Here is a 19,283-nt window from a genome sequence, read left to right as displayed (position 1 = left end):
GAGGTGATGATCCATGGCGGGCCGAGCGGCCGAACCGGAAGTGATCTGGGCGCGCCCCGAGCGCACGGGCCGCGGCCCGAAGCCGGCGTACAGCCGGCGGGACGTCGTGGACGCGGCCGTCCGCATCGCCGACGCCGACGGCATCGACGGGGTCTCCATGCGCCGCGTCGCCGCCGAACTCGGCTGCGGCACCATGTCGCTCTACAACTACGTCCCCCGCAAGGAGGACCTGTACGAGCTGATGGTCGACGCGGTCAGCGGCGAGTACGAGCTCCCCGAGGAGCCCAGCGGCGACTGGCGCGCCGACATGACCGCGATCGCCCACCAGAGCCGCGCGATCATGTACCGGCACCCCTGGCTGCCCCGCGTGATGACCACCGCCTACGGCTTCAGCCCCAACGCCCTGCGCTTCCTGGAGTGGTGCCTGGGCTGCCTCACGCCCCTGGACGCCCCCGCCGGGCTCAAGATGCAGCTGATCGCCATGGTCAACGGCACGGTCATGGCGACCGTCGCCAACGAGCAGGCCATCGCCGAACGCGCCCGCGGACTCCCCTGGTCCGAGGCGGAGGAGCAGGCGGTCCGCGGCGCCTACCTCATGGGACAGGTGGCGAGCGGGCGCTACCCGCACCTCGCCGGACTGCTCGCCGAGGCCCCCGCCGCGCCCGTCGACCCGGACGAGATCTTCGCGATGACCATCGCCCGCCTCCTCGACTCGTTCGCGCCCCCGGCCGCCGGAACGCCCGTCACAGGAGCATGAACTGCCCCTCCGGGCCCTCCTCCTGGTGGTCGAGGACGGACGCCGGGCGGCGCGCCCGGTCCGGCGGCGGCAGCACCCCGGCGGCCCGGAGGTCCGACCCCCCGAGGCCCCCGGCGGCGAACGCGGCCCGCTCCGGCTCCCGCGCGCCGAGCAGCGCCAGCACCGTGATCAGGTCGAGGAGCTCCGAGGTCCACTCCTGCGGCCAGTCACCCGGCCCCATCGCCTCCAGGGACCCGGGCTCCGCCGGCGCCGTCCGGTGCGCGAACCACTGTTCGAGCACCCGCACCCCGCCGACCCGGTAGTCCCACGCCTCCACCGGCACGGGCGAGATCCGGCCCCCGCCGAGATCGAGCACCTCGTCCCCGGCGTCGTACGCGATCGCCGCCGGCCGCGCCGGAACCGCCGCCCGCACATAGGGCCGGCGCCCGCCCGGCAGCCGCGGCTTCGTCCCGCTCAGCGCGCCCCGCGCCTGCACGTCGACGAGCTCCCGGCCGAGCGCCACGCCCGCCGCCCACACCTCCGGGTCCCCGGGCAGCGGAACCCGGCACCCGGCGGGGGAGGGGAGCGCCGCCGCCACGGTCCACGCCAGCCAGTCCCGGGCGTCGACCTCGCGCCCGTACCGCTCGCCGAGGAAGTCGAGCAGCCCGGGGGCGAGATTGGGCTCCAGGCCCCCGGGACGCCGGAACAGCGGCCGGATGCGGCCCGGGCGGCCCGCCGGGGAACGGCCCTCGGGGAGCGCGGCGGTCACCAGGAGCGCCGGACCCGGCGCCCCCGGCACGTACCCCTGCTCGACGGCGAACAGCTGCGGCTCGCCGGCCACCCGCCACAGCTCCGGGCGCGCGGTGTCGATCAGACGGTGGTCGGGGAGCAGCCACTGCTCGTCGAACGGCCCGTGCGCGACCCGCACCGGCACCGGGCACGGTCCCGGCTCACGCGCGAACCGCGCGGTCCCGGTGCGCTGACCGGGCAGCGCCGCCACCGCGCTCACCGGGGTGCGCGCCCGGCTCGGCCGGAACAGCGCCTCCCGCTCGGCCCCCTCGGCCGCCGCCAGCCGGTCCCAGCGGGCCCGCAGGGTGCGGGCGTCGGGGGCGACGATCCATGACCGCCCGAACCGCAGCGGGGCCACGGACCACGGCATCAGCTCGTCGAGGAGGGGCGGATCGTCGGGACGTACGTCTTCCGTCACGCCCCGCATGCTAACGACGGCGGTCCGTGCGCTTCCAGCGCCGCGGTCGCATCGCCTACGTCGTCAGCGGGCTCCGCCTGCGTCGTCACCGGGCTCCGCCTGCGTCGTCACTGCGCTCCGACGGTCACCGTGAAGGAGAAGCGGTCGCCGCGGTAGCGGATGCGGGCCACGTCGACGACCCGGCCGTCCTCGTCGTAGGTCACGCCGGTGTAGTGGAGGATCGGGGAGAGCAGCGGGACCTGGAGGAGGCCTGCCGTCTCCGGGTCGGCGAGCCGGGCCTCGACGGTGTCCGTGATGCGGCTGATCCGGACCCCGACGACGTCCCTCAGCACCTTCGTCATCGGCCAGCGGACCAGGTCGGCCGGGTCGATCGAGGCGGCGAGCTCGGGGAGCACCGCGTTCTCCGCCCAGTTGGTCGGCTCGTCGCTCTCCCCGTCACGGCGCAGCCGCCGGTACGCCACGACCTCTGCCACGTCCGGGAAGTACTCGGCGAGCTCGCCCGGCACCGGTTCGGGGCCGTGCCCGAGGACCGTCGTCCGCTCGCCCGACTGCTGGGCCACGATCGTGTCGATCGAGCCCAGCAGCCGTCGCGGGGTGGACCGCCGGGCAGCCGGCTCGATGAACGTGCCGCGCCGCCGGTGCCGGCTGATCAGCCCCTCCTCCTCCAGCTCCTTGAGGGCCTGGCGCATGGTCAGCACGCTCACGCCGTAGTGGGCGGCGAGCTGCTCCTCGGTGGGCAGCCGCAGCGAGGCGTCGGGCGTGCGGCCCAGTATCGAGGCGCGCAGCGACTGCGAGACCTGATACCAGAGCGGCAGCTTGCGGTTCAGGACCAGCGAGTCGGGTGCGAAGGCGGTCACGGGTTCTCCGTACGAAGGCTACGGGCTTACGGCCGAGACATTACGGCCGGAAGTGGCGCTCCAGACCCTGCCATACGTCGTCGTATCCCTTCTGCAGGTGGTCGGCGTCCGCGGCCTGCGGGGTCGCGGTCATCGGCCAGCGGGTCTCGAACATGAAGGCGAGCCCGTCGTCGATCTTCTGCGGCTTCAGTTCGGCGGCGCTGGCCTTGTCGAAGGTCTCCCGGTCGGGGCCGTGCGCGGACATCATGTTGTGCAGCGAGCCGCCGCCCGGCACGAAGCCCTCCGCCTTGGCGTCGTAGGCGCCCTCGATCAGGCCCATGTACTCGCTCATCACGTTGCGGTGGAAGTACGGCGGGCGGAACGTGTCCTCGCCGACCAGCCAGCGCGGCGCGAAGACCACGAAGTCCACGCCCGCGAGCCCCGGGGTGTCGGTGGGCGAGGTGAGGACCGTGAAGATCGACGGGTCGGGGTGGTCGTAGGAGATCGTCCCGATGACGTTGAAGCGGCGCAGGTCGTAGACGTACGGCGTGTGGTTGCCGTGCCAGGCGACGACGTCGAGCGGCGAGTGGCCGTACGTCGCGGACCAGAGGTTGCCGCAGTACTTGTTGACGACCTCGACCGGACCCTCCACGTCCTCGTACGCGGCGACCGGGGCCCGGAAGTCGCGGGCGTTGGCCAGGCCGTTGGCGCCGATCGGGCCGAGGTCGGGGAGCTGGAAGGGGGCGCCGTAGTTCTCGCAGACGTAGCCGCGGGCGGTCTCGTCGAGCAGCTCGACGCGGAAGCGGACCCCGCGCGGGATCAGCGCGACCTCGCCCGGGTGCGCGGCGAGCAGACCGAGCTCGGTGCGGAGCAGCAGGCCGCCGCGCTCCGGGACGATCAGCAGCTCGCCGTCCGCGTCGCCGAAGACCCGGTCCATGGACGCGTTGGCGTGGTAGAGGTGCACGGCCATGCCGGTCCGCTGGGCCGCGTCGCCGTTGCCGCCGAGGGTCCACAGGCCGGCCAGCCAGTCGGTGCCGGGCGCCGGGTCGGGCAGCGGGTTCCAGCGCAGCCGGTTGGGGTCCGGGACGGTCTCGGTGAAGGGCGCGCCGTGCAGCGCGCCGTTGTCGATCCGGGTGAACGGCGGGTGCGCCGCCGAGGGGCGGATCCGGTAGAGCCAGGAGCGGCGGTTGTGGGACCGCGGCTCGGTGAAGGCACTGCCGCTGAGCTGCTCGGCGTACAGGCCGAGGGGTGCGCGCTGCGGCGAGTTGCGGCCGTCCGGCAGGGCCCCGGGGACCGCCTCCGAGCTGTGCTCGTTGCCGAAACCGGTGCTGTAGGTGAGCGCCTCGGCCGTCTTCCTGGCCTGCTCCGTGGTCATCGCCCGCTCCTGTCCTGAGCCCCTGGCCTGAGGCCGCAAGGGAATCCTATGGATGACCGTAGGATTCCGCGCGGCTCACGTCAACGGGGCACGTGCCCCCGCGTGATTCCTCCCCGGTTTCGCGGACCTCGGCACGAGTCCGTGCACGAGGGGGTCAGAAAAGATGAACAATGCTCTACTCTCACGCGCATGTCCTGGACCCGAAGACTCGTCCTCGCGCTCACGGTCGTGCTCGCGGCACTCGCCGCGGCCCTGCTCACCGCACCCGGGGCCCAGGCCCACGAGGAGCGGCCCATCACCCTGCCCGACGGCTCCGGCACCGTGCCGAAACTCCGCACGGGCGAACCCGACCTCCTCGTCTGCAAGACCGACCGGGCCGACTTCGACCGCCGGATCGCCGGCTTCCCGGACGCCCTCAGGACCCGCAACCTCGCCCTCTACGAGCGCTGCGCACGCGACGGATACCGCCACCTCCAACAGGCCGTCGACGCCGTCGACCGGCCCGGCATGACGATCGCGATCCTCCCCGGCCTGTACGAGGAGGAGCCGTCCCTGCCCCAGCCCACCGGGGCCTGCGCCACGCTCAAGGCCCCCGAGTCCTCGCTCGGCTACCAGATCCTCAGCTACGAACAGCAGCTGAGCTGCCCCCACAACCAGAACCTCGTCGCCATCCTCGGCAAGAAGAACCTCCAGATCGAGGGCACCGGCGCCTCCCGCCTCGACGTCGTCATCGACGCCAAGTACCAGAAGCTCAACGCCCTCAGGGCGGACGGCTCCGACGGCATCTACTTCCGCAACTTCACCGCACAGCGCACCACCTTCAACTCGCTGTACGTGCTCGCCGCCGACGGCTTCGTCATCGACGACGTCCTCACCCGCTGGAACGACGAGTACGGCTTCCTCACCTTCGCCTCCGACCACGGCCTCTACAAGAACTGCGAGTCGTACGGCAACGGCGACTCCGGTATCTACCCCGGTTCGGCCTCGAACATCAACGACGGCTACGGCTACGACGTCCCCCGCTACTCCATCGAGATCACCGGCTGCCGCAGCCACCACAACATGGTCGGCTACTCCGGCACCGCCGGGGACTCCGTCTGGGTCCACGACAACGAGTTCGACCACAACATGGGCGGCGCCTCCATGGACTCCGCCTTCCCCGGCCACCCCGGACTGCCCCAGAACCACGCCCGCTTCGAACGCAACCTGATCCACGACAACAACCAGAACTACTACCCGTACGTCGCCGACGGCACCTGCGCCAAGCCGCCCGTCGACCGCGGCTACGAACAGGGCGTCGTCTGCCCCCAGATCTCCATGCCCCCCGGCACCGGCATCATCACCGCCGGCGGCAACTGGAACCTCTACGAGGACAACTGGGTCTACGGCCACCAGCGCGCCGCCTTCTTCCTCAGCGCCGTCCCCGCCTTCATCCGCGGCGAGTCCGCCTGGGGCAAGCAGACCGACACCTCCCACCACAACCGCTACGCCGGCAACCACCTCGGCGTCGACAAGGCCGGCAACGCCCGCCCCAACCGCACCGAGGTCTGGTGGGACGGCCAGGGCGACGGGAACTGCTGGCAGTCCGACGCCGGAGCCACCACCCCCGGCGCCCTGCCCGGCTGCGGCACCCGCCGCGGCGACGTCTCCGGGAACACCGACCGGCTCGTCGGCGAACCCGTCAAACTCGCCCATCTCCTCGTCTGCGCCGACTACAACGTCCAGGCACGCCGCCTCCCGGCCGGCTGCGACTGGTACGGCGCCCGCGGCCTCCAGCGCGTCGAGACCCAACTCGCCCTCGGCAGCGCCCTCGTCCTCGCCCTCGCCGGCTGCGCCCTGTGGCGGCGGCGCCTGCGCGGCAGCCGAATCGCCGGCGTGGCCACCCTCATCGGCCTCGCGGGCCTGACCCTCGACGTGGTGGCCTCGACCCTGGCCCTCACCCCGACCGCCCTCCCGGCCCTCGCGCTGCTCCTCACCGGGATCTGGTGGACCCTCATCGGCCTCGCCCTCCGGCCCACCCGCCCCGTCCTCGCCTGGACCACCCTGGCCCTCGGCGTCCTCACCCTCCTCGACGCCTTCGACAAGGCGGTCCTCATGGTGCCGGGCATCCCCGTCAGCCCCGCCTGGCTCCGTCTCCTCCTCGGCGTCGTCTGGGTCCTCTGGGCCGTCATCGCCTCCGCCCCCCGCCCGACCCCCACCCCCGAGCCCGAGCCGGACGCCGACTCCTCCGCACCCGAGCCCGCCACGGATCCCGCCGCGACCGGAACCGGGGCTGCCACGGCCGGGACCGCGACGGCCGGGACCGCGACGGCCGGGACCGCGACGGCCGGGACCGCGACGGCCGGGGTCGCCGCGAATCCGGCCGCGACCGGAACCGGGGCCGCCGCGAGTCCCGCCGTGACCGAGCGCGGCACGGATTCCGCCGCGACCGGGACCGCCACGGATCCCGCCGGGGGGACGCCGTGACGCGGCCGCGCGGGGCGGCACCGCTCCTCTCCCTCGCGGCCGTCCTGGCCGCCGCGCTGGCCCTCACGGGCTGCGGCGGCCGGGCCACCACCCATCACAAGCCCGGCACCACCCACCAGGAGGCCACCGGGAGCAGCGGCACCCTGCTCCCGACCCAGGACGAGGGCGGCCACCGGCTCCGGGAGCTCCCCGCGGCGGACGCGCCCGCCGTCAGGGCCGAGGCCCGCCCCGACCCGGAGGGCGGCTGGAACGTCCACCTCACCGTGGAGAGGTTCCGCTTCACCCCCGAGAGCACCGGTGGCGCGGCCCTCCCGGGCCGCGGCCACGCCCGCCTGCTGGTCGACGGCCGCGAGACCGCCCGCCTCTACGGCCCCTGGGGGTACGTCCCGCCGGGCGCCCACACCCTGACCGTCCGGCTCCACGCGGACGACCACACCGCCTGGGCCGTCGCCGGAACCCCCGTCCAGGCCACCGTGCGCCTGGACGGCGGCTCCGCCACCTCCGCGCCGCCGAGCCCCCGTCCGACCGACACCGGCCGGACCGTCACCCTCACCATCAAGGGAACGACCGTCGAACCACCTCCTTCCCGCGTCGAGTTGAAGAAGGGCGAACGCCTCACCCTCCGTGTCACCGGCGACCGCGCCGACACCGTCCACGTGCACGGCTACGACCGCGAGCTCCCGCTCAGGCCCGGCACGCCCGCCACCCTCACCCTCACCGCCGACCGCACCGGTCTGTTCGAGGTCGAGACGCACGAGTCCGGACTCGTGCTGACCCAACTCGTCGTCCGATGAACGCCGTTCCCGCCACCGCCCACGCCCACGCCGAGTCGCTAGGCCTCCCGCTCGCCCACGCCGAGTCGCTCGGCCTCCCGCTCGCCCACGCCGAGTCGCTAGGCCTCCCGCTCGCCCATGGCGTGGGCTCCCGGCACGACCTCCCCCTCTCTCCCTTCTACGCCTACGCCGGCGCCTTCACCGCGCTCCTCGTCTCCTTCCTCGCCCTCGGGCTCCTCTGGTCCTCCTCCCGCTTCCGCGGCGACCTGGCAGGGCACCCGATTCCCGCCCCTCTCCAGCGGGTGGCCGACGCGCCGGCCACCCGCACGGCCCTCCGACTCCTCGGCACCGCCGTCGCGCTGCTCTTCCTCCTGCACCTCCTCCTCGGCCCCGACGACCCGGACCGCAACCCGGCACCCGGCGCGCTCTACGTCCTCCTCTGGGTCGGTCTCGTGCCCGCCTCCCTCCTCCTCGGCCCCGTCTGGCGCCTCCTCAACCCCCTGCGCGCCGCCCACGCCCTCCGCCCGCCGCGGCACCCCCGTCCGCTGCCCGCCGCACTCGGCATCCGCCCCGCCGCCGCCGGGCTCCTCCTCTTCACCTGGCTCGAACTCGTCGCGCCCGACAACACCTCCCGCACCACCCTCCTCGCCGCCCTCGCCGTCCACACCGCCGTCCAACTGCTCGGCGCCGCCCGCCACGGCGACCGCTGGTTCGCCCACGCCGACCCCTTCGAGGTCTACTCCTCCCTCCTCGCCCGACTCTCGCCCCTCGGCCGCCGCGCCGACGGCCGGCTCGTCCTGCGCTCCCCCTTCCACAGCCTCGACTCCACCCCTCAGACCCCCGGTCTCGTCGCCACCGTCTGCGTCCTCCTCGGCTCCACCGCCTACGACGGCCTCTCCGACAACCCCCGCTGGATCACCACCCTCCAGACCTCACCCCTCGGCCCCACCGCCACCGCCACGCTCGGCCTCCTCGCCGCCGTCGCCCTCGCCGCCGCCTGCTACGGACTCTGCGCGGGAGCCCTGCGGCTGATGAACCGTGACCTCACCACCCCCCTCACCTCCTTCGCCCACTCGCTCCTGCCCATCGCCCTCGGCTACCTCGTCGCCCACTACTTCTCACTCTTCGCCACCGAAGGGGCACGTACAGTCATCATGGCAGCGGGTACTGACAACGCCCTCGCGCCCGCTCCACCACTGGGTCCGGGGGGCCTGGCGACCCTCCAGGTCACCGCGATCGTCACCGGTCACGTCCTGGGCGTCGTCGCCGCGCACGACCGGTCCGTCCGCCTCTTCCCGCCCGACCGGGCGGTCGCCGGCCAACTCCCGCTCTTCGTGCTGATGATCGCGTACACCCTCGGCGGCATCGGCCTGCTCATCGCCTGAGGCCCGGCTTCGCCCGACCCCCGATCGGAGCGGCATCATGGTCCCCGTGCCCCAGACCAGCCCCCAGACGCCCCCGGTGCTCCGCCGCACCCCCGTGCAGCAGCGCAGCGCCGAGCGGCTCGCCCGCATCCTCGACGCCTGCGCCGCGCTCCTCGACGAGACCGGGTACGAGCAGCTGAGCACCCGCGCCGTCGCCGTCCGCGCCGGCGTCCCCATCGGCTCCGTCTACCGCTTCTTCGGCAACAAGCGGGCGATGGTCGCCGCCCTGGCCCACCGAAACCTCGACGAGTACGCCGAGCGGATCTCCACCCGCTTCGAGGCGACACCGCTCCTCGACGCCCACGGGGCGATCGACGGCGTCCTCGACGAGTTCATCGCGATGAAGCGGACCGTCCCGGGGTTCGCGCTCGTCGACTTCGGGGTGCCTGTCACGGCGCCCGACGACGCCACGCCGCCCGACGACGCCCCGGAGCCGGACGAGGGTGCGGAGCCGGACGAGGGTGCGGGGGAGAGGGCGGACGGGGCCGACGGCTTCGTCGAGGACCCCAACCGCCTGGTCGCCGAGCGGATTTGCGCGCTCCTCGCCGCCCACCTCGGCCGGACCGCCGACGACGACCTGCGGCGGAAGGTCCTCGTCGGCGTCGAGACCGCCGACGCCCTCGTCCGGCTCGCCTTCCGGGTCGACCCCGCGGGTGATCCGGCGCTCGTCGACGAGACGCGACACCTGCTTCACGCCTACTTGGCGCCCTCATTGTCGTCCTAGCCCTCATGGTGCGCCCATAGGTCCTATAAGCCCCATGGGTCCCGTGGGCCCCGTGCCGTCACAGGCCCCACGGGGCAGGCCGGGCGTGCGCCGCCCGCTCGGGGCCTTCCCGTACAACACTCCCGCGCACCCCTCCCGTACGTCCCTACCGGTCGGTATGCTCGGCGCCACCCGCCGCCCGACGCCGCCCCAGGGAGACGCCATGTCCACCGCCCTGCGCATCTGCCCCCTCTGCGAAGCGACCTGCGGACTGGTCCTGACCCTCGACGGGGACCGTGTGACGGGGGCGCGGGGCGACCGCGACGACGTCTTCAGCCAGGGGTTCGTCTGCCCCAAGGGCGCGGCCTTCCCCGAGGTCGACGGCGATCCGGACCGGCTGCGCGGCCCGCTGGTCCGGAAGGACGGCAGACTCCAGGAGGCCACCTGGGCGGAGGCGTTCGACACGATCGCCGCCCGAATCCGACCGCTGATCGAGGAGTACGGGCCGGATGCCGTGGGTATCGTCCTGGGCAACCCCAACGTGCACACGTTCGCCGGCGCCCTCTACCCGCCCCTGCTGATCGGCGCCTTGCGGACGCGGAACCTCTTCACCGCGTCCACGCTCGACCAGATGCCCAAGCACGTCTCCAGCGGCCTGCTCTTCGGGGACCCCTTCGCCATCCCCGTGCCGGACCTGGACCGCACCGACCACCTGCTCGTCCTCGGGGCCAACCCGCTGGACTCCAACGGAAGCCTCTGCACCGCCCCCGACTTCCCGGGCAGGCTCAAGGCACTGCGCCGCCGCGGCGGCACCCTCACCGTCGTCGACCCCCGGCGCACCCGCACCGCACGCCTCGCCGACCGGCACGTCGCGATCCGCCCCGGCGCCGACGCGCTCCTCCTCGCCGCCCTCGTCCACACCCTCTTCGAGGAGGACCTCACCGACCTCGGCCCGCTCGCGGCCCACGTCGAAGGGGTGGACGAGGTGCGGGCCGCGACACGGGAGTTCAGCCCCGAGGCGGTCGCCGCCGCCTGCGACGTGGACGCGGCCACGATCCGCACCCTCGCCCGCGAACTCGCCGCCGCACCCACCGCCGCCGTGTACGGGCGGATGGGCAGCTCCACCGTCGCCTACGGCACCCTCGGCAACTGGCTCGTCGACGTCCTGAACATCCTCACCGGCAACCTCGACCGCCCCGGCGGCGCCCTCTTCCCGCTCTCCGCCACCACGCCCGCCCCGCGCCCCGCCGGACCGGGGAAGGGCTTCGCCCTCGGCCGCCGGCACAGCCGGGTCTCGCACCACCCCGAGGCCAAGGGCGAACTGCCGCTGGTCGCGCTCGCCGAGGAGATCGAGACGCCGGGGGAGGGGCGCATCAGGGCGGTGATCACCGTTGCCGCCAACCCGGTCCTGTCCGCGCCCGACGGCGACCGTCTCGACAAGGCCCTCGCCTCCCTCGACCTCATGATCGCCGTCGACCCGTACCTCAACGAGACCAGCCGCCACGCCGACGTCCTGCTGCCCCCGCCGCCGCCCTCCCGAAGCGCCCACTTCGACTTCGCCTTCAACGGCTTCGCCGTCCGCGACCAGGTCCGCTACACGCCGGCCGCCGTCCCCCTCGAAGCGGACCGCATGGACGAGTGCGAGATCCACGCCCGGCTGATCCTCGCCGTGACCGGGCCGGACGGGGCTCCGCCGTCCGCCGTCGACGAGCTGGCGATCGACATGACGCTCGCCAGGGCCGTGACCCAGGAGCACTCGCCCGCGTACGGCGCCGACCCCAAGGAGTTCGCGGCCGGACTCTCCGGCGACACCGGCCCCGAGCGGCGGCTCGACCTGATGCTGCGCCTCGGCCCGTACGGGCTCACCCTCGACGAGCTGAAGGCCCACCCGCACGGCATCGACCTCGGGCCGCTGAAGCCGCGGGTCCCGCAGCTCCTCAAGACCCGCAGCGGACGGATCGAACTGTTCCCCGCGCCCCTCGCCGCCGACCTGCCGCGGTTGCGGGCCGCGCTCCACGCCGTACCGGAGCCGGGCACCCTCCAGCTCGTCGGCCGGAGGCACCTGCGCTCGAACAACAGCTGGCTGCACAACACCCCGGCGCTCGGCGGCGGATCGAACCGCTGCACCCTCCAGGTGCATCCGGCGGACGCGGAACGGCTCCGGCTCACCGACGGCGGTCTCGCCCGGGTCACGGGGGAGGGCGGGGAGGTCGAGGTGCCGGTGGAGGTCACCGACGGGGTGCGGCCCGGGGTGGTGAGCCTTCCGCACGGCTGGGGGCACGACCGGCCGGGCACCCGGCTCGCCGTCGCGTCCGCGCGCCCCGGTGTCAACGTCAACCAGCTGCTCGACGGCTCCCGGATCGACCCCCTCTCCGGCACCGCCGTCCTGAACGGCTTCCCCGTCGAGGTGTCGCCCCTGCCGTGACCCCTGCCGTGACCCCGCTGTGGCTTCTGCCGTGACTCCTGACCTGACCTGACCTGACCTGACCTGACCCGACCGGGCTGGGCTGGGCCTGGCCCGTGTCGCGACCCTTGCTGTGACCTGGGGTTTTGCTCGTATTGCTCACGCGTCAACGTCTTGTTAACGGCAGAAGCGGACACCTACCGTCATCCGGACCGCCGCTCGGCGGCAGTTCAAGGGTGAACGTGAGGTGTCCTCCATGCTGACCGTCCTCGGTTTCGCCATGATCGCGACCTTCCTGGTTCTGATCATGATGAAAAAGATGTCGCCGATCGCGGCGCTCGTGCTGATCCCCGCGCTCTTCTGCGTCGCGGTCGGGCAGGGGGCCCAGCTCGGCGACTACGTCATCGAAGGCGTCGGCAAACTGGCGCCGACGGCCGCGATGCTGATGTTCGCGATCGTCTACTTCGGCGTCATGATCGACGTCGGCCTGTTCGACCCGATCGTCCGGGGCATCCTGCGCTTCTGCAAGGCCGACCCCGTGCGCGTCGTCGTGGGCACCGCGGTACTCGCCGCGATCGTCTCCCTGGACGGCGACGGCTCCACCACCTTCATGATCACCGTTTCGGCGATGTATCCGCTCTACAAGCGGCTCGGCATGAGCCTGGTCGTCATGACGGGTGTCGCCGCCACGGCCAACGGCGTCATGAACACCCTGCCCTGGGGCGGCCCCACGGCCCGCGCCGCGACCGCGCTCAAGCTCGACGCCGCCGACATCTTCGTCCCGATGATCCCCGCGCTCGGCATGGGCCTGCTCTTCGTCTTCGCCCTCGCGTACGTCCTCGGCCGCCGTGAGCGGAAGCGGATCGGCTACCTCACCCTCGACGAGGTCCTTGAGCCGGAGACCGAGACCGCCCTGGTCGCGGCGGGCGGTACGGGCTCCACCGGTACGGGCTCCACTGGCGCCTCCCCCGGCACCTCCACCAGCGCCCCGGCGGCCGGCGGCTTCCAGGGGCTCGACCCGAACCGTGCGACGCTCCGGCCCAAGTTCTACTGGTTCAACGCCGGCCTGACCGTCGCGCTGCTCGCCGCGATGATCCTCGAACTGCTGCCGATCCCGGTCCTGTTCCTGCTCGGCGCCGCCCTCGCGCTCACCGTGAACTACCCGAACATGGCCGAGCAGAAGGCCCGTATAGCCGCCCACGCCGACAACGTCCTCAACGTCGCCGGCATGGTCTTCGCCGCCGCCGTCTTCACCGGTGTCCTCACCGGTACGGGCATGGTCAAGCACATGGCCGACTGGCTCGTCGGCGCCATCCCCGAGGGCATGGGCCCGCACATGGGCCTGGTCACCGGTGTGCTGAGCATCCCGCTGACGTACTTCATGTCGAACGACGGCTTCTACTTCGGCGTGGTGCCGGTCCTTGCCGAGGCGGGCGCGGCCCACGGGGTGTCGCCGCTGGAGATCGCCCGCGCCTCGCTGGTCGGGCAGGCCCTGCACATGTCGAGCCCGCTGGTGCCGGCGGTGTACGTGCTCGTCGGCATGGCGAAGGTGGAGTTCGGCGACCACACCCGGTTCACGGTGAAGTGGGCCGCGCTGACCTCGCTGGTCGTGCTGGCGGCCGGGATCCTCTTCGGGATCATCTGACGCGAGGAGCGGAACCCTCCGACGAGGAGCGGCATCCTCCGATGCGGGGGACGGGTCCGGACCGGCAACGGTGTCCGGGCCCGTCGCCGTGTCCGGTCCGGCGAGCGGACCCGCGCCCGCGGACGTGTCCGTACTCGTGCCCGGGCCCGTCGCCCTCTCCAAGATGGCGAGCGGACCCCGGGTCCGTCATCGCGCCCGGGTGTGCGCCGGACGGGCGACTTCGGGGGAGGGTGCACGCATGTCGCCACCTTCCGTGGTTAATCGGTGACAAATTGTCCGATTATCGGCTAATCCGTCTGACGATCTCCCTCCGGAGGGACCCGCATGCCCGCTCGTACCGTCCGACCCCTCGCCGCCACCGCCGCAGCCGCACTCGCGTTCGGCAGCCTCGCCCTGGCGGGCGCGCCCGCGGCGTACGCCGCCCCCGGCGACAACGGCGACGTGAAGATCCACAAGGTCGGCACGCCCGTCGACGACCAGAGAAACGAGCCGAAGGTCTGCAGGTTCTACCTCGCGGCCTTCAACTTCGACACGCTCCAGGAAGTCGACTGGGAGATCACGCCCCAGCCACCCAAGGCGGACGACCCCACCCTCAGTGGTCAGATCACCCTCGCCACGGGCACGGGCCACACCGGGACGCTGTCGCTGCCCGGCGGTCAGTACAAGCTCGTCTGGACCTTCGAGGGGCAGAGCGGCGCGGGCAAGCAGAAGGTCTTCAAGGTCGAGTGCCCCGGTGACGTCATCACCAACCCGAGCAACCCGCCGACCAGCCCGCCGAACGGCGGCCCCGGCGGCCCCGGTCACGGCAGGCCCCCGCACGGCCCGGTCGGCGCGGGCGGCGGCGGCAGCGCGGAGATCGCCGCCGAGGACTCGTCCGCCTTCGGCATCGGGGCAGCCGTCGCCGCCGCCCTCGCCGGCACGGCCGGACTGGTCCTGATCCGCCGTTCGCGCCGCCGCGGCAATGGCGCCGCGTAGGTCCCGCCTCACGCGACGCAGGCGGCGGATCCTCCGGCTGACCAGGACCGTGGCGGTGGTCGCGGTCCTGGTCGCCGGGGGCGTCTGGTGGGCCGACGACGGCGAGCCGGCCGACCCGCCGCTCGCCGCCGGCCCGGCCGCGCCCGGCGGGGCGGGCCGGGCCGGTGCGGCCGGCGCGACGGCCGGAGCCCCCGTCGTCGTGGACCACAAGGCGAAGCCCGAGGCCCGGCCGAAGGCCGTGCCGCAGCCCCGGCCGGCGCCCCCGCCCGCGCCGCTGTCCCGTTCGCGCCCCACCCTCCTGGCCGTCCCCGCCATCACCGTCGAGGCCCCGGTGATCGAACTCGGCATCGACGGCAAGGGGCGGCTCGCCACGCCGCCCGTCGACAACCCCCGGGTCGTCGGCTGGTACGCGAAGGGCGTCACCCCCGGCGAACGCGGCACGGCCGTCGTCGTCGGCCACCGCGACACCCACACCGGGCCCGCCGTCTTCCTCAACCTCGACTCCCTCAGCGCCGGAAACACCATCCGGGTCGCCCGCGCCGACGGCAAGGTCGCCGTCTTCACGGTCGACCGCGTGCGCACGTACGCCAAGGCCGACTTTCCCGACAAGGAGGTGTACGGCCCCACCGGGCGGCCCGAACTGCGCCTGCTCACCTGCGGCGGAGCCTTCGACCGCCGTACCGGCTACGAGGCGAACATCGTCGTCTTCGCCCACCTCACGGACCTCGCCCAGAAGATCTGACCCCCGAGGCCACGCCCCGCCCGACGGATCCAGCCGCTCCGTCGGGCGGGGCGTGTCGTGCGTAAGGCGCCGCCCGTACCGGAAGCGACCGGCTCGGACCGTTCCCCGTCTCCGCCCCGGCGGGCAAGTCTCCGTCCCGGCGGGCAAGGGGGGATCCGCCAGTTCCGGGGGTGCACGGCTGTGCCGGGTGGACGTGGACAGCCCGTGGGGCGGGGCGGCACGATCGAGCGGTGCCGTGGCGCGCCGCCGGGTGAGACCGGGGGCACTCCGGTGGACCCTGGCGCCGAAAAACTAACGGCGCTAGTTTGTTGCGGACGGGGAACCGGCAACGTGAGGAGACAGCGGATGAAGGCCCACGACGCGATGTACATCGGCGGGGAGTGGCGGCCCGCGTCGTCCACGGACACCATCCCGGTGATCAACCCGGCGGACGAGCAGGTCATCGGCCACGTTCCGGCCGGCACCGCTGAAGACGTCGACGCCGCCGTACGCGCCGCCCGCGCCGCGCTCCCCGGCTGGGCGGCCACCCCGCCCGCCGAGCGCGGAGCCCGGATCGCCGCGCTGCGCGACGCGCTCACCGCCCGTGCGGAGGAGATCGCCGCCACCGTCACCGCCGAACTCGGCGCCCCGCCGCAGCTCGCCGCCGCCGTGCACACGGGCCTGCCGATCGCCGTGGCCGGCTCGTACGCCGAACTCGCCGCCACTCACTCCTTCGAGGAGAAGATCCGCAACTCCACCGTCTACGCCGAGCCGATCGGCGTCGTCGCCGCGATCACCCCGTGGAACTACCCGCTCCACCAGATCGTCGCCAAGGTCGCCCCGGCCCTCGCCGCCGGCTGCACCACCGTCCTCAAGCCCGCCGAGGACACCCCGCTCACCGCCCAGCTCTTCGCCGAGGCCGCGCACGAGGCGGGCCTGCCCGCCGGCGTCTTCAACCTGGTGACCGGCCTCGGTCCCGTCGCGGGCCAGGCGCTCGCCGAGCACCCGGACGTGGACCTCGTCTCCTTCACCGGCTCCACCGCCGTCGGCCGCCGCATCGGCGCGCTCGCGGGCGGGGCCGTCAAGCGGGTCGCCCTCGAACTCGGCGGCAAGTCCGCCAACGTGATCCTGCCGAGCGCCGACCTCCCCAAGGCCGTCGCCGTCGGCATCGCCAACGTCATGTCCAACTCCGGCCAGACGTGCAGCGCCTGGACCCGGATGCTCGTCCCCGCCGACCGCTACGAGGAGGCGGTGGCGCTCGCCGCCGAGGCCGTCGCCAAGTACGTCCCCGGCGAGCGCGTCGGCCCCCTCGTCAACGCGAAGCAGCGCGAACGCGTCCGCGGCTACATCGAGAAGGGCATCGAGGAGGGCGCCCGCCTCGTCGCCGGCGGCCCCGACGCACCGCGCGAGACCGGGTACTACGTCTCCCCGACCGTCTTCGCCGACGTCACCCCGGACATGACCATCGCCCGGGAGGAGATCTTCGGACCGGTCGTCTCCATCCTCCGGTACGAGGACGAGGCCGACGCCCTGGCCATCGCCAACGGCACCGAGTACGGCCTCGCCGGCGCCGTCTGGGGCGAGCCCGAGGCGGCCGTCGCCTTCGCCCGCCGCATGGACACCGGCCAGGTCGACATCAACGGCGGCCGCTTCAACCCGCTGGCCCCCTTCGGCGGTTACAAGCAGTCCGGCGTGGGCCGGGAGCTCGGCGCGCACGGCCTCGCCGAGTACCTCCAGACCAAGTCCCTCCAGTTCTGACCTCCCGGGAGGCCTGGCTTCCGACGGTCCTGACTCCAGCAGTCCCGACTTTCAGCAGTCCCGGCCTCCCGTCAGTCCCGGCCTCCCGTCAGTCCCGGCCTCCCGACAGTCCTGACCTCCCGAGCGCAGAAGGAGCAACGAGCGTGATCCGCGCCGCCGTCCTGCCCGCCGTCGGCTCTCCCCTGGAGATCACCGGCATCGAACTCCCCGAGCCCGGCCCCGGCCAGGTCCGCGTCCGGCTCGCCGCCGCCGGGGTCTGCCACTCCGACCTGTCGCTCTCGAACGGCACCATGCGCGTGCCCGTACCGGCCGTCCTCGGCCACGAGGGCGCCGGCACGGTCGTCTCCGTCGGCGACGGGGTCACCCACGTCGCCCCCGGCGACGGCGTCGTCCTCAACTGGGCGCCGTCCTGCGGCAACTGCCACCCCTGCTCGCTCGGCGAGGTCTGGCTCTGCGTGAACGCCCTGACCGGCGCGGCGAACATCCACGCCCGCACGGCGGACGGCACCGAGCTCCACCCCGGGCTCAACGTCGCCGCCTTCGCCGAGGAGACGGTCGTCGCCGCGAACTGCGTCCTGCCCGTCCCCGACAGCGTGCCGCTCGCCGACGCGGCCCTCCTCGGCTGCGCCGTGCTCACCGGCTGGGGCGCGGTCCACCACTCCGCCCGGGTCCGGGAGGGCGAGACCGTCGCCGTGTTCGGCGTCGGCGGAGTGGGCCTCGCCACCCTCCAGGCCGCCCGGATCGCAGGCGCGTCGACGATCGTGGCGGTCGACGTCTCCCCGGAGAAGGAGGCGCTGGCCAGGGCGGCGGGAGCCACCGAGTACGTCGTGGCCTCCGAGACCACGGCGAAGGACATCAGGAAGCTGACCGGCGGCCAGGGCGTCGACGTGGCCGTCGAGTGCGTCGGCCGCGCCGTCACCATCCGTACCGCCTGGGAGTCCACCCGGCGCGGCGGCCGCACCACGGTCGTCGGCATCGGAGGCAAGGACCAGCAGGTCACCTTCAGCGCCCTGGAGATCTTCCACTGGGGCCGCACCCTGGCCGGCTGCGTCTACGGCAACTCGAACCCGGCCGAGGACCTGCCGGTCCTCGCCGGGCACATCCGGGCCGGCCGCCTCGACCTCGGCGCCCTCGTCACCGAGCGGATCACCCTCGACGGCATCCCGGGCGCCTTCGAGAACATGCTCGCCGGCAAGGGCGGCCGGGCGCTGGTGATCTTCCCCTGACGCCCGTCCCGCGACCGCCCGTCCCGCGACCGCCCGTCCCGCGACCGCCCGTCCCGCGACCGCCGGGGCCGGCGGCCGCTGGGGGTACTCCTCCGGGTGGGCGGGGAACGAGGGTTCCTCGACCGGGTGTCGAGGGCCCTCCCGCACGATCGGTCCGACGGGAAGTCCGGGTGTACGGAGCAGCCGGGGGCTCGCTGTGCGGAGCACGCCCCCCTTGCCGATGACCTGCGCGAGGACGATCCGTTCATGGGAGGGCAGTCCGTCGAGCCCGGGTGCGGTCAAGGCCCGGCGGACGTCCCCCTCGCCGTACGGCCGCCGAGGCGGCTTCTCCGCTACTCGGCGGCGGCCCGCGTCAGGATGTCCTCGTACACCTTCGGGTCGTCCGAGGCGATCACCGGCCAGCCGATGCCGTACGCGCCCTCCCAGCCCACGTCGATGCCCGGGTTGGCGTGGTCGGAGCCGTCGGGCAGGAAGAGGTGCGGGCTGCAGTTCACCCGGTCCGTCCGGGACACGGCCGCGTGGTCGGCGAGCGTTCGGCGGGCCCGCCCGTCGTCCAGCGCCTCGGTCAGCGCGCCGACGTCGACCACGCCGGTGTCCGCTGCCACGTCCAGGATCACCTTCCGGTTGCTGATGCAGCGGGACTCGGCCCAGAACGCCCGGCGGAGCCCCAGGTCGAGCTGCTCGGACGCGTGCAGCCCCTGCTCCTTCGCGGCGAGGACCGCCTCCAGGGCGGGCAGCGTCGTCGAGGGGTACAGCCAGTCCTTGGCCTGCCACAACTGCCAGCCGGCGGCCGGCTCGAGGCTCCCCATCCGCGCCACCTCGCTGTCCGTGCCCGGGCGGGGGCTCGGGGCGTCGTTCAGCAGTTCCAGCGGGAAGGCGCGCAGGTCGAAGGAGACCCGGTCCTCCAGGCCGAGGCGGGCGCGGGTGGCGTGCAGCCGGTGGACGGCGATGTGGGCGAAGGAACACCAGATGTCGGAGAAGACGGTGACGACTCCGCGCGGCGGGGTCAGGTCGGCGGCGGTCGGGTCGGGCAT

At 73.6% G+C, this 19,283-nt stretch carries 15 protein-coding genes and 1 pseudogene; 11 read left to right on the top strand and 5 right to left on the bottom strand.

Annotated elements, in window-relative coordinates:
- Positions 1–13: 13 nt before the first annotated feature.
- Positions 14–757, top strand: a complete 744-nt coding sequence (locus ACIQFX_RS18990; RefSeq protein ID WP_402464460.1) for a TetR/AcrR family transcriptional regulator — start codon at positions 14–16, stop codon at positions 755–757.
- Here the strand turns inward: ACIQFX_RS18990 and ACIQFX_RS18985 are convergent.
- The 3 genes from ACIQFX_RS18985 to hmgA all read right to left on the bottom strand — a co-directional run bounded on the left by ACIQFX_RS18985 (position 744) and on the right by hmgA (position 4,154).
- Positions 744–1,952: a type ISP restriction/modification enzyme gene (locus tag ACIQFX_RS18985; RefSeq protein WP_402464458.1), complete on the bottom strand. Its 1,209-nt coding sequence runs from the start codon at positions 1,950–1,952 to the stop codon at positions 744–746. The genes ACIQFX_RS18990 and ACIQFX_RS18985 overlap by 14 nt on opposite strands.
- A 98-nt stretch (positions 1,953–2,050) precedes the next feature.
- Entirely contained in the window at positions 2,051–2,800 is a 750-nt protein-coding gene (locus tag ACIQFX_RS18980; RefSeq protein ID WP_402464456.1) for a GntR family transcriptional regulator, read from the bottom strand.
- Positions 2,801–2,840: 40 nt separating this feature from the next.
- Positions 2,841–4,154: a homogentisate 1,2-dioxygenase gene (gene hmgA / locus ACIQFX_RS18975; RefSeq protein WP_402464453.1), complete on the bottom strand. Its 1,314-nt coding sequence runs from the start codon at positions 4,152–4,154 to the stop codon at positions 2,841–2,843.
- 189 nt (positions 4,155–4,343) lie between these two features.
- Between hmgA and ACIQFX_RS18970 the strand changes: the two genes are divergently transcribed.
- From ACIQFX_RS18970 to ACIQFX_RS18925, 10 genes are all read left to right on the top strand, one after another.
- Positions 4,344–6,620 carry a right-handed parallel beta-helix repeat-containing protein gene (locus tag ACIQFX_RS18970; RefSeq protein WP_402464451.1) on the top strand — a complete coding sequence of 759 codons (2,277 nt, stop codon included), beginning with the start codon at positions 4,344–4,346 and terminating at the stop codon, positions 6,618–6,620.
- The gene (locus ACIQFX_RS18965; RefSeq protein ID WP_402464449.1) at positions 6,617–7,414 is read left to right on the top strand and encodes a hypothetical protein; all 798 of its coding nucleotides are present in this window, start codon (positions 6,617–6,619) and stop codon (positions 7,412–7,414) included. The genes ACIQFX_RS18970 and ACIQFX_RS18965 overlap by 4 nt, the downstream gene beginning before the upstream one ends.
- Positions 7,411–8,778 (top strand): hypothetical protein, encoded by a 1,368-nt coding sequence (locus tag ACIQFX_RS18960; protein WP_402464447.1) that lies wholly within the window; start codon positions 7,411–7,413, stop codon positions 8,776–8,778. Before ACIQFX_RS18965 ends, ACIQFX_RS18960 begins: the two co-directional genes overlap by 4 nt.
- Before the next feature lie 37 nt (positions 8,779–8,815).
- Positions 8,816–9,541, top strand: a complete 726-nt coding sequence (locus tag ACIQFX_RS18955; protein WP_402464445.1) for a TetR family transcriptional regulator — start codon at positions 8,816–8,818, stop codon at positions 9,539–9,541.
- Between the two features lie 202 nt (positions 9,542–9,743).
- Entirely contained in the window at positions 9,744–11,945 is a 2,202-nt protein-coding gene (locus ACIQFX_RS18950; protein ID WP_402464443.1) for a molybdopterin oxidoreductase family protein, read from the top strand.
- A gap of 235 nt (positions 11,946–12,180) precedes the next feature.
- Complete coding sequence (locus tag ACIQFX_RS18945) at positions 12,181–13,569, top strand: CitMHS family transporter (protein WP_402464441.1); 1,389 nt, start codon at positions 12,181–12,183, stop codon at positions 13,567–13,569.
- A gap of 324 nt (positions 13,570–13,893) precedes the next feature.
- Entirely contained in the window at positions 13,894–14,544 is a 651-nt protein-coding gene (locus ACIQFX_RS18940) for a hypothetical protein (protein WP_402464439.1), read from the top strand.
- Complete coding sequence (locus ACIQFX_RS18935) at positions 14,531–15,286, top strand: class F sortase (protein ID WP_402464437.1); 756 nt, start codon at positions 14,531–14,533, stop codon at positions 15,284–15,286. Before ACIQFX_RS18940 ends, ACIQFX_RS18935 begins: the two co-directional genes overlap by 14 nt.
- A 345-nt stretch (positions 15,287–15,631) precedes the next feature.
- Positions 15,632–17,023 carry an aldehyde dehydrogenase family protein gene (locus ACIQFX_RS18930; RefSeq protein WP_402464435.1) on the top strand — a complete coding sequence of 464 codons (1,392 nt, stop codon included), beginning with the start codon at positions 15,632–15,634 and terminating at the stop codon, positions 17,021–17,023.
- Positions 17,024–17,166: 143 nt separating this feature from the next.
- A complete protein-coding gene (locus tag ACIQFX_RS18925) occupies positions 17,167–18,249 on the top strand; it encodes a Zn-dependent alcohol dehydrogenase (RefSeq protein WP_402464433.1) in 1,083 nt (360 codons plus the stop codon).
- A 108-nt stretch (positions 18,250–18,357) separates the two neighbouring features.
- On the opposite strand, the pseudogene ACIQFX_RS18920 reads toward ACIQFX_RS18925, so the two are convergent.
- Positions 18,358–18,651, bottom strand: a pseudogene (locus tag ACIQFX_RS18920) (DUF6190 family protein); the annotation flags it as partial.
- Complete coding sequence (locus ACIQFX_RS18915; RefSeq protein WP_402464431.1) at positions 18,582–19,283, bottom strand: DsbA family protein; 702 nt, start codon at positions 19,281–19,283, stop codon at positions 18,582–18,584. The pseudogene ACIQFX_RS18920 and the gene ACIQFX_RS18915, both read right to left, overlap by 70 nt.

It is taken from the genome of Streptomyces sp. NPDC093089, from assembly GCF_044754405.1.
In the GTDB taxonomy this organism is placed as follows: domain Bacteria; phylum Actinomycetota; class Actinomycetes; order Streptomycetales; family Streptomycetaceae; genus Streptomyces.
This window is presented reverse-complemented; position numbering and strand designations above follow the sequence as displayed.

Bases quoted from the DNA above. Each gene is read 5' to 3' on its own strand.
- ACIQFX_RS18960 (WP_402464447.1), top strand. From the start codon at position 7,411: ATGAACGCCGTTCCCGCCACCGCCCACGCCCACGCCGAGTCGCTAGGC.
- ACIQFX_RS18935 (WP_402464437.1), top strand. From the start codon at position 14,531: ATGGCGCCGCGTAGGTCCCGCCTCACGCGACGCAGGCGGCGGATCCTC.
- ACIQFX_RS18985 (WP_402464458.1), bottom strand. From the start codon at position 1,952: ATGCGGGGCGTGACGGAAGACGTACGTCCCGACGATCCGCCCCTCCTC.
- ACIQFX_RS18970 (WP_402464451.1), top strand. From the start codon at position 4,344: ATGTCCTGGACCCGAAGACTCGTCCTCGCGCTCACGGTCGTGCTCGCG.
- ACIQFX_RS18940 (WP_402464439.1), top strand. From the start codon at position 13,894: ATGCCCGCTCGTACCGTCCGACCCCTCGCCGCCACCGCCGCAGCCGCA.
- ACIQFX_RS18950 (WP_402464443.1), top strand. From the start codon at position 9,744: ATGTCCACCGCCCTGCGCATCTGCCCCCTCTGCGAAGCGACCTGCGGA.
- ACIQFX_RS18930 (WP_402464435.1), top strand. From the start codon at position 15,632: ATGAAGGCCCACGACGCGATGTACATCGGCGGGGAGTGGCGGCCCGCG.
- ACIQFX_RS18945 (WP_402464441.1), top strand. From the start codon at position 12,181: ATGCTGACCGTCCTCGGTTTCGCCATGATCGCGACCTTCCTGGTTCTG.
- ACIQFX_RS18915 (WP_402464431.1), bottom strand. From the start codon at position 19,283: ATGCCCGACCCGACCGCCGCCGACCTGACCCCGCCGCGCGGAGTCGTC.
- hmgA (WP_402464453.1), bottom strand. From the start codon at position 4,154: ATGACCACGGAGCAGGCCAGGAAGACGGCCGAGGCGCTCACCTACAGC.
- ACIQFX_RS18955 (WP_402464445.1), top strand. From the start codon at position 8,816: ATGGTCCCCGTGCCCCAGACCAGCCCCCAGACGCCCCCGGTGCTCCGC.
- ACIQFX_RS18990 (WP_402464460.1), top strand. From the start codon at position 14: ATGGCGGGCCGAGCGGCCGAACCGGAAGTGATCTGGGCGCGCCCCGAG.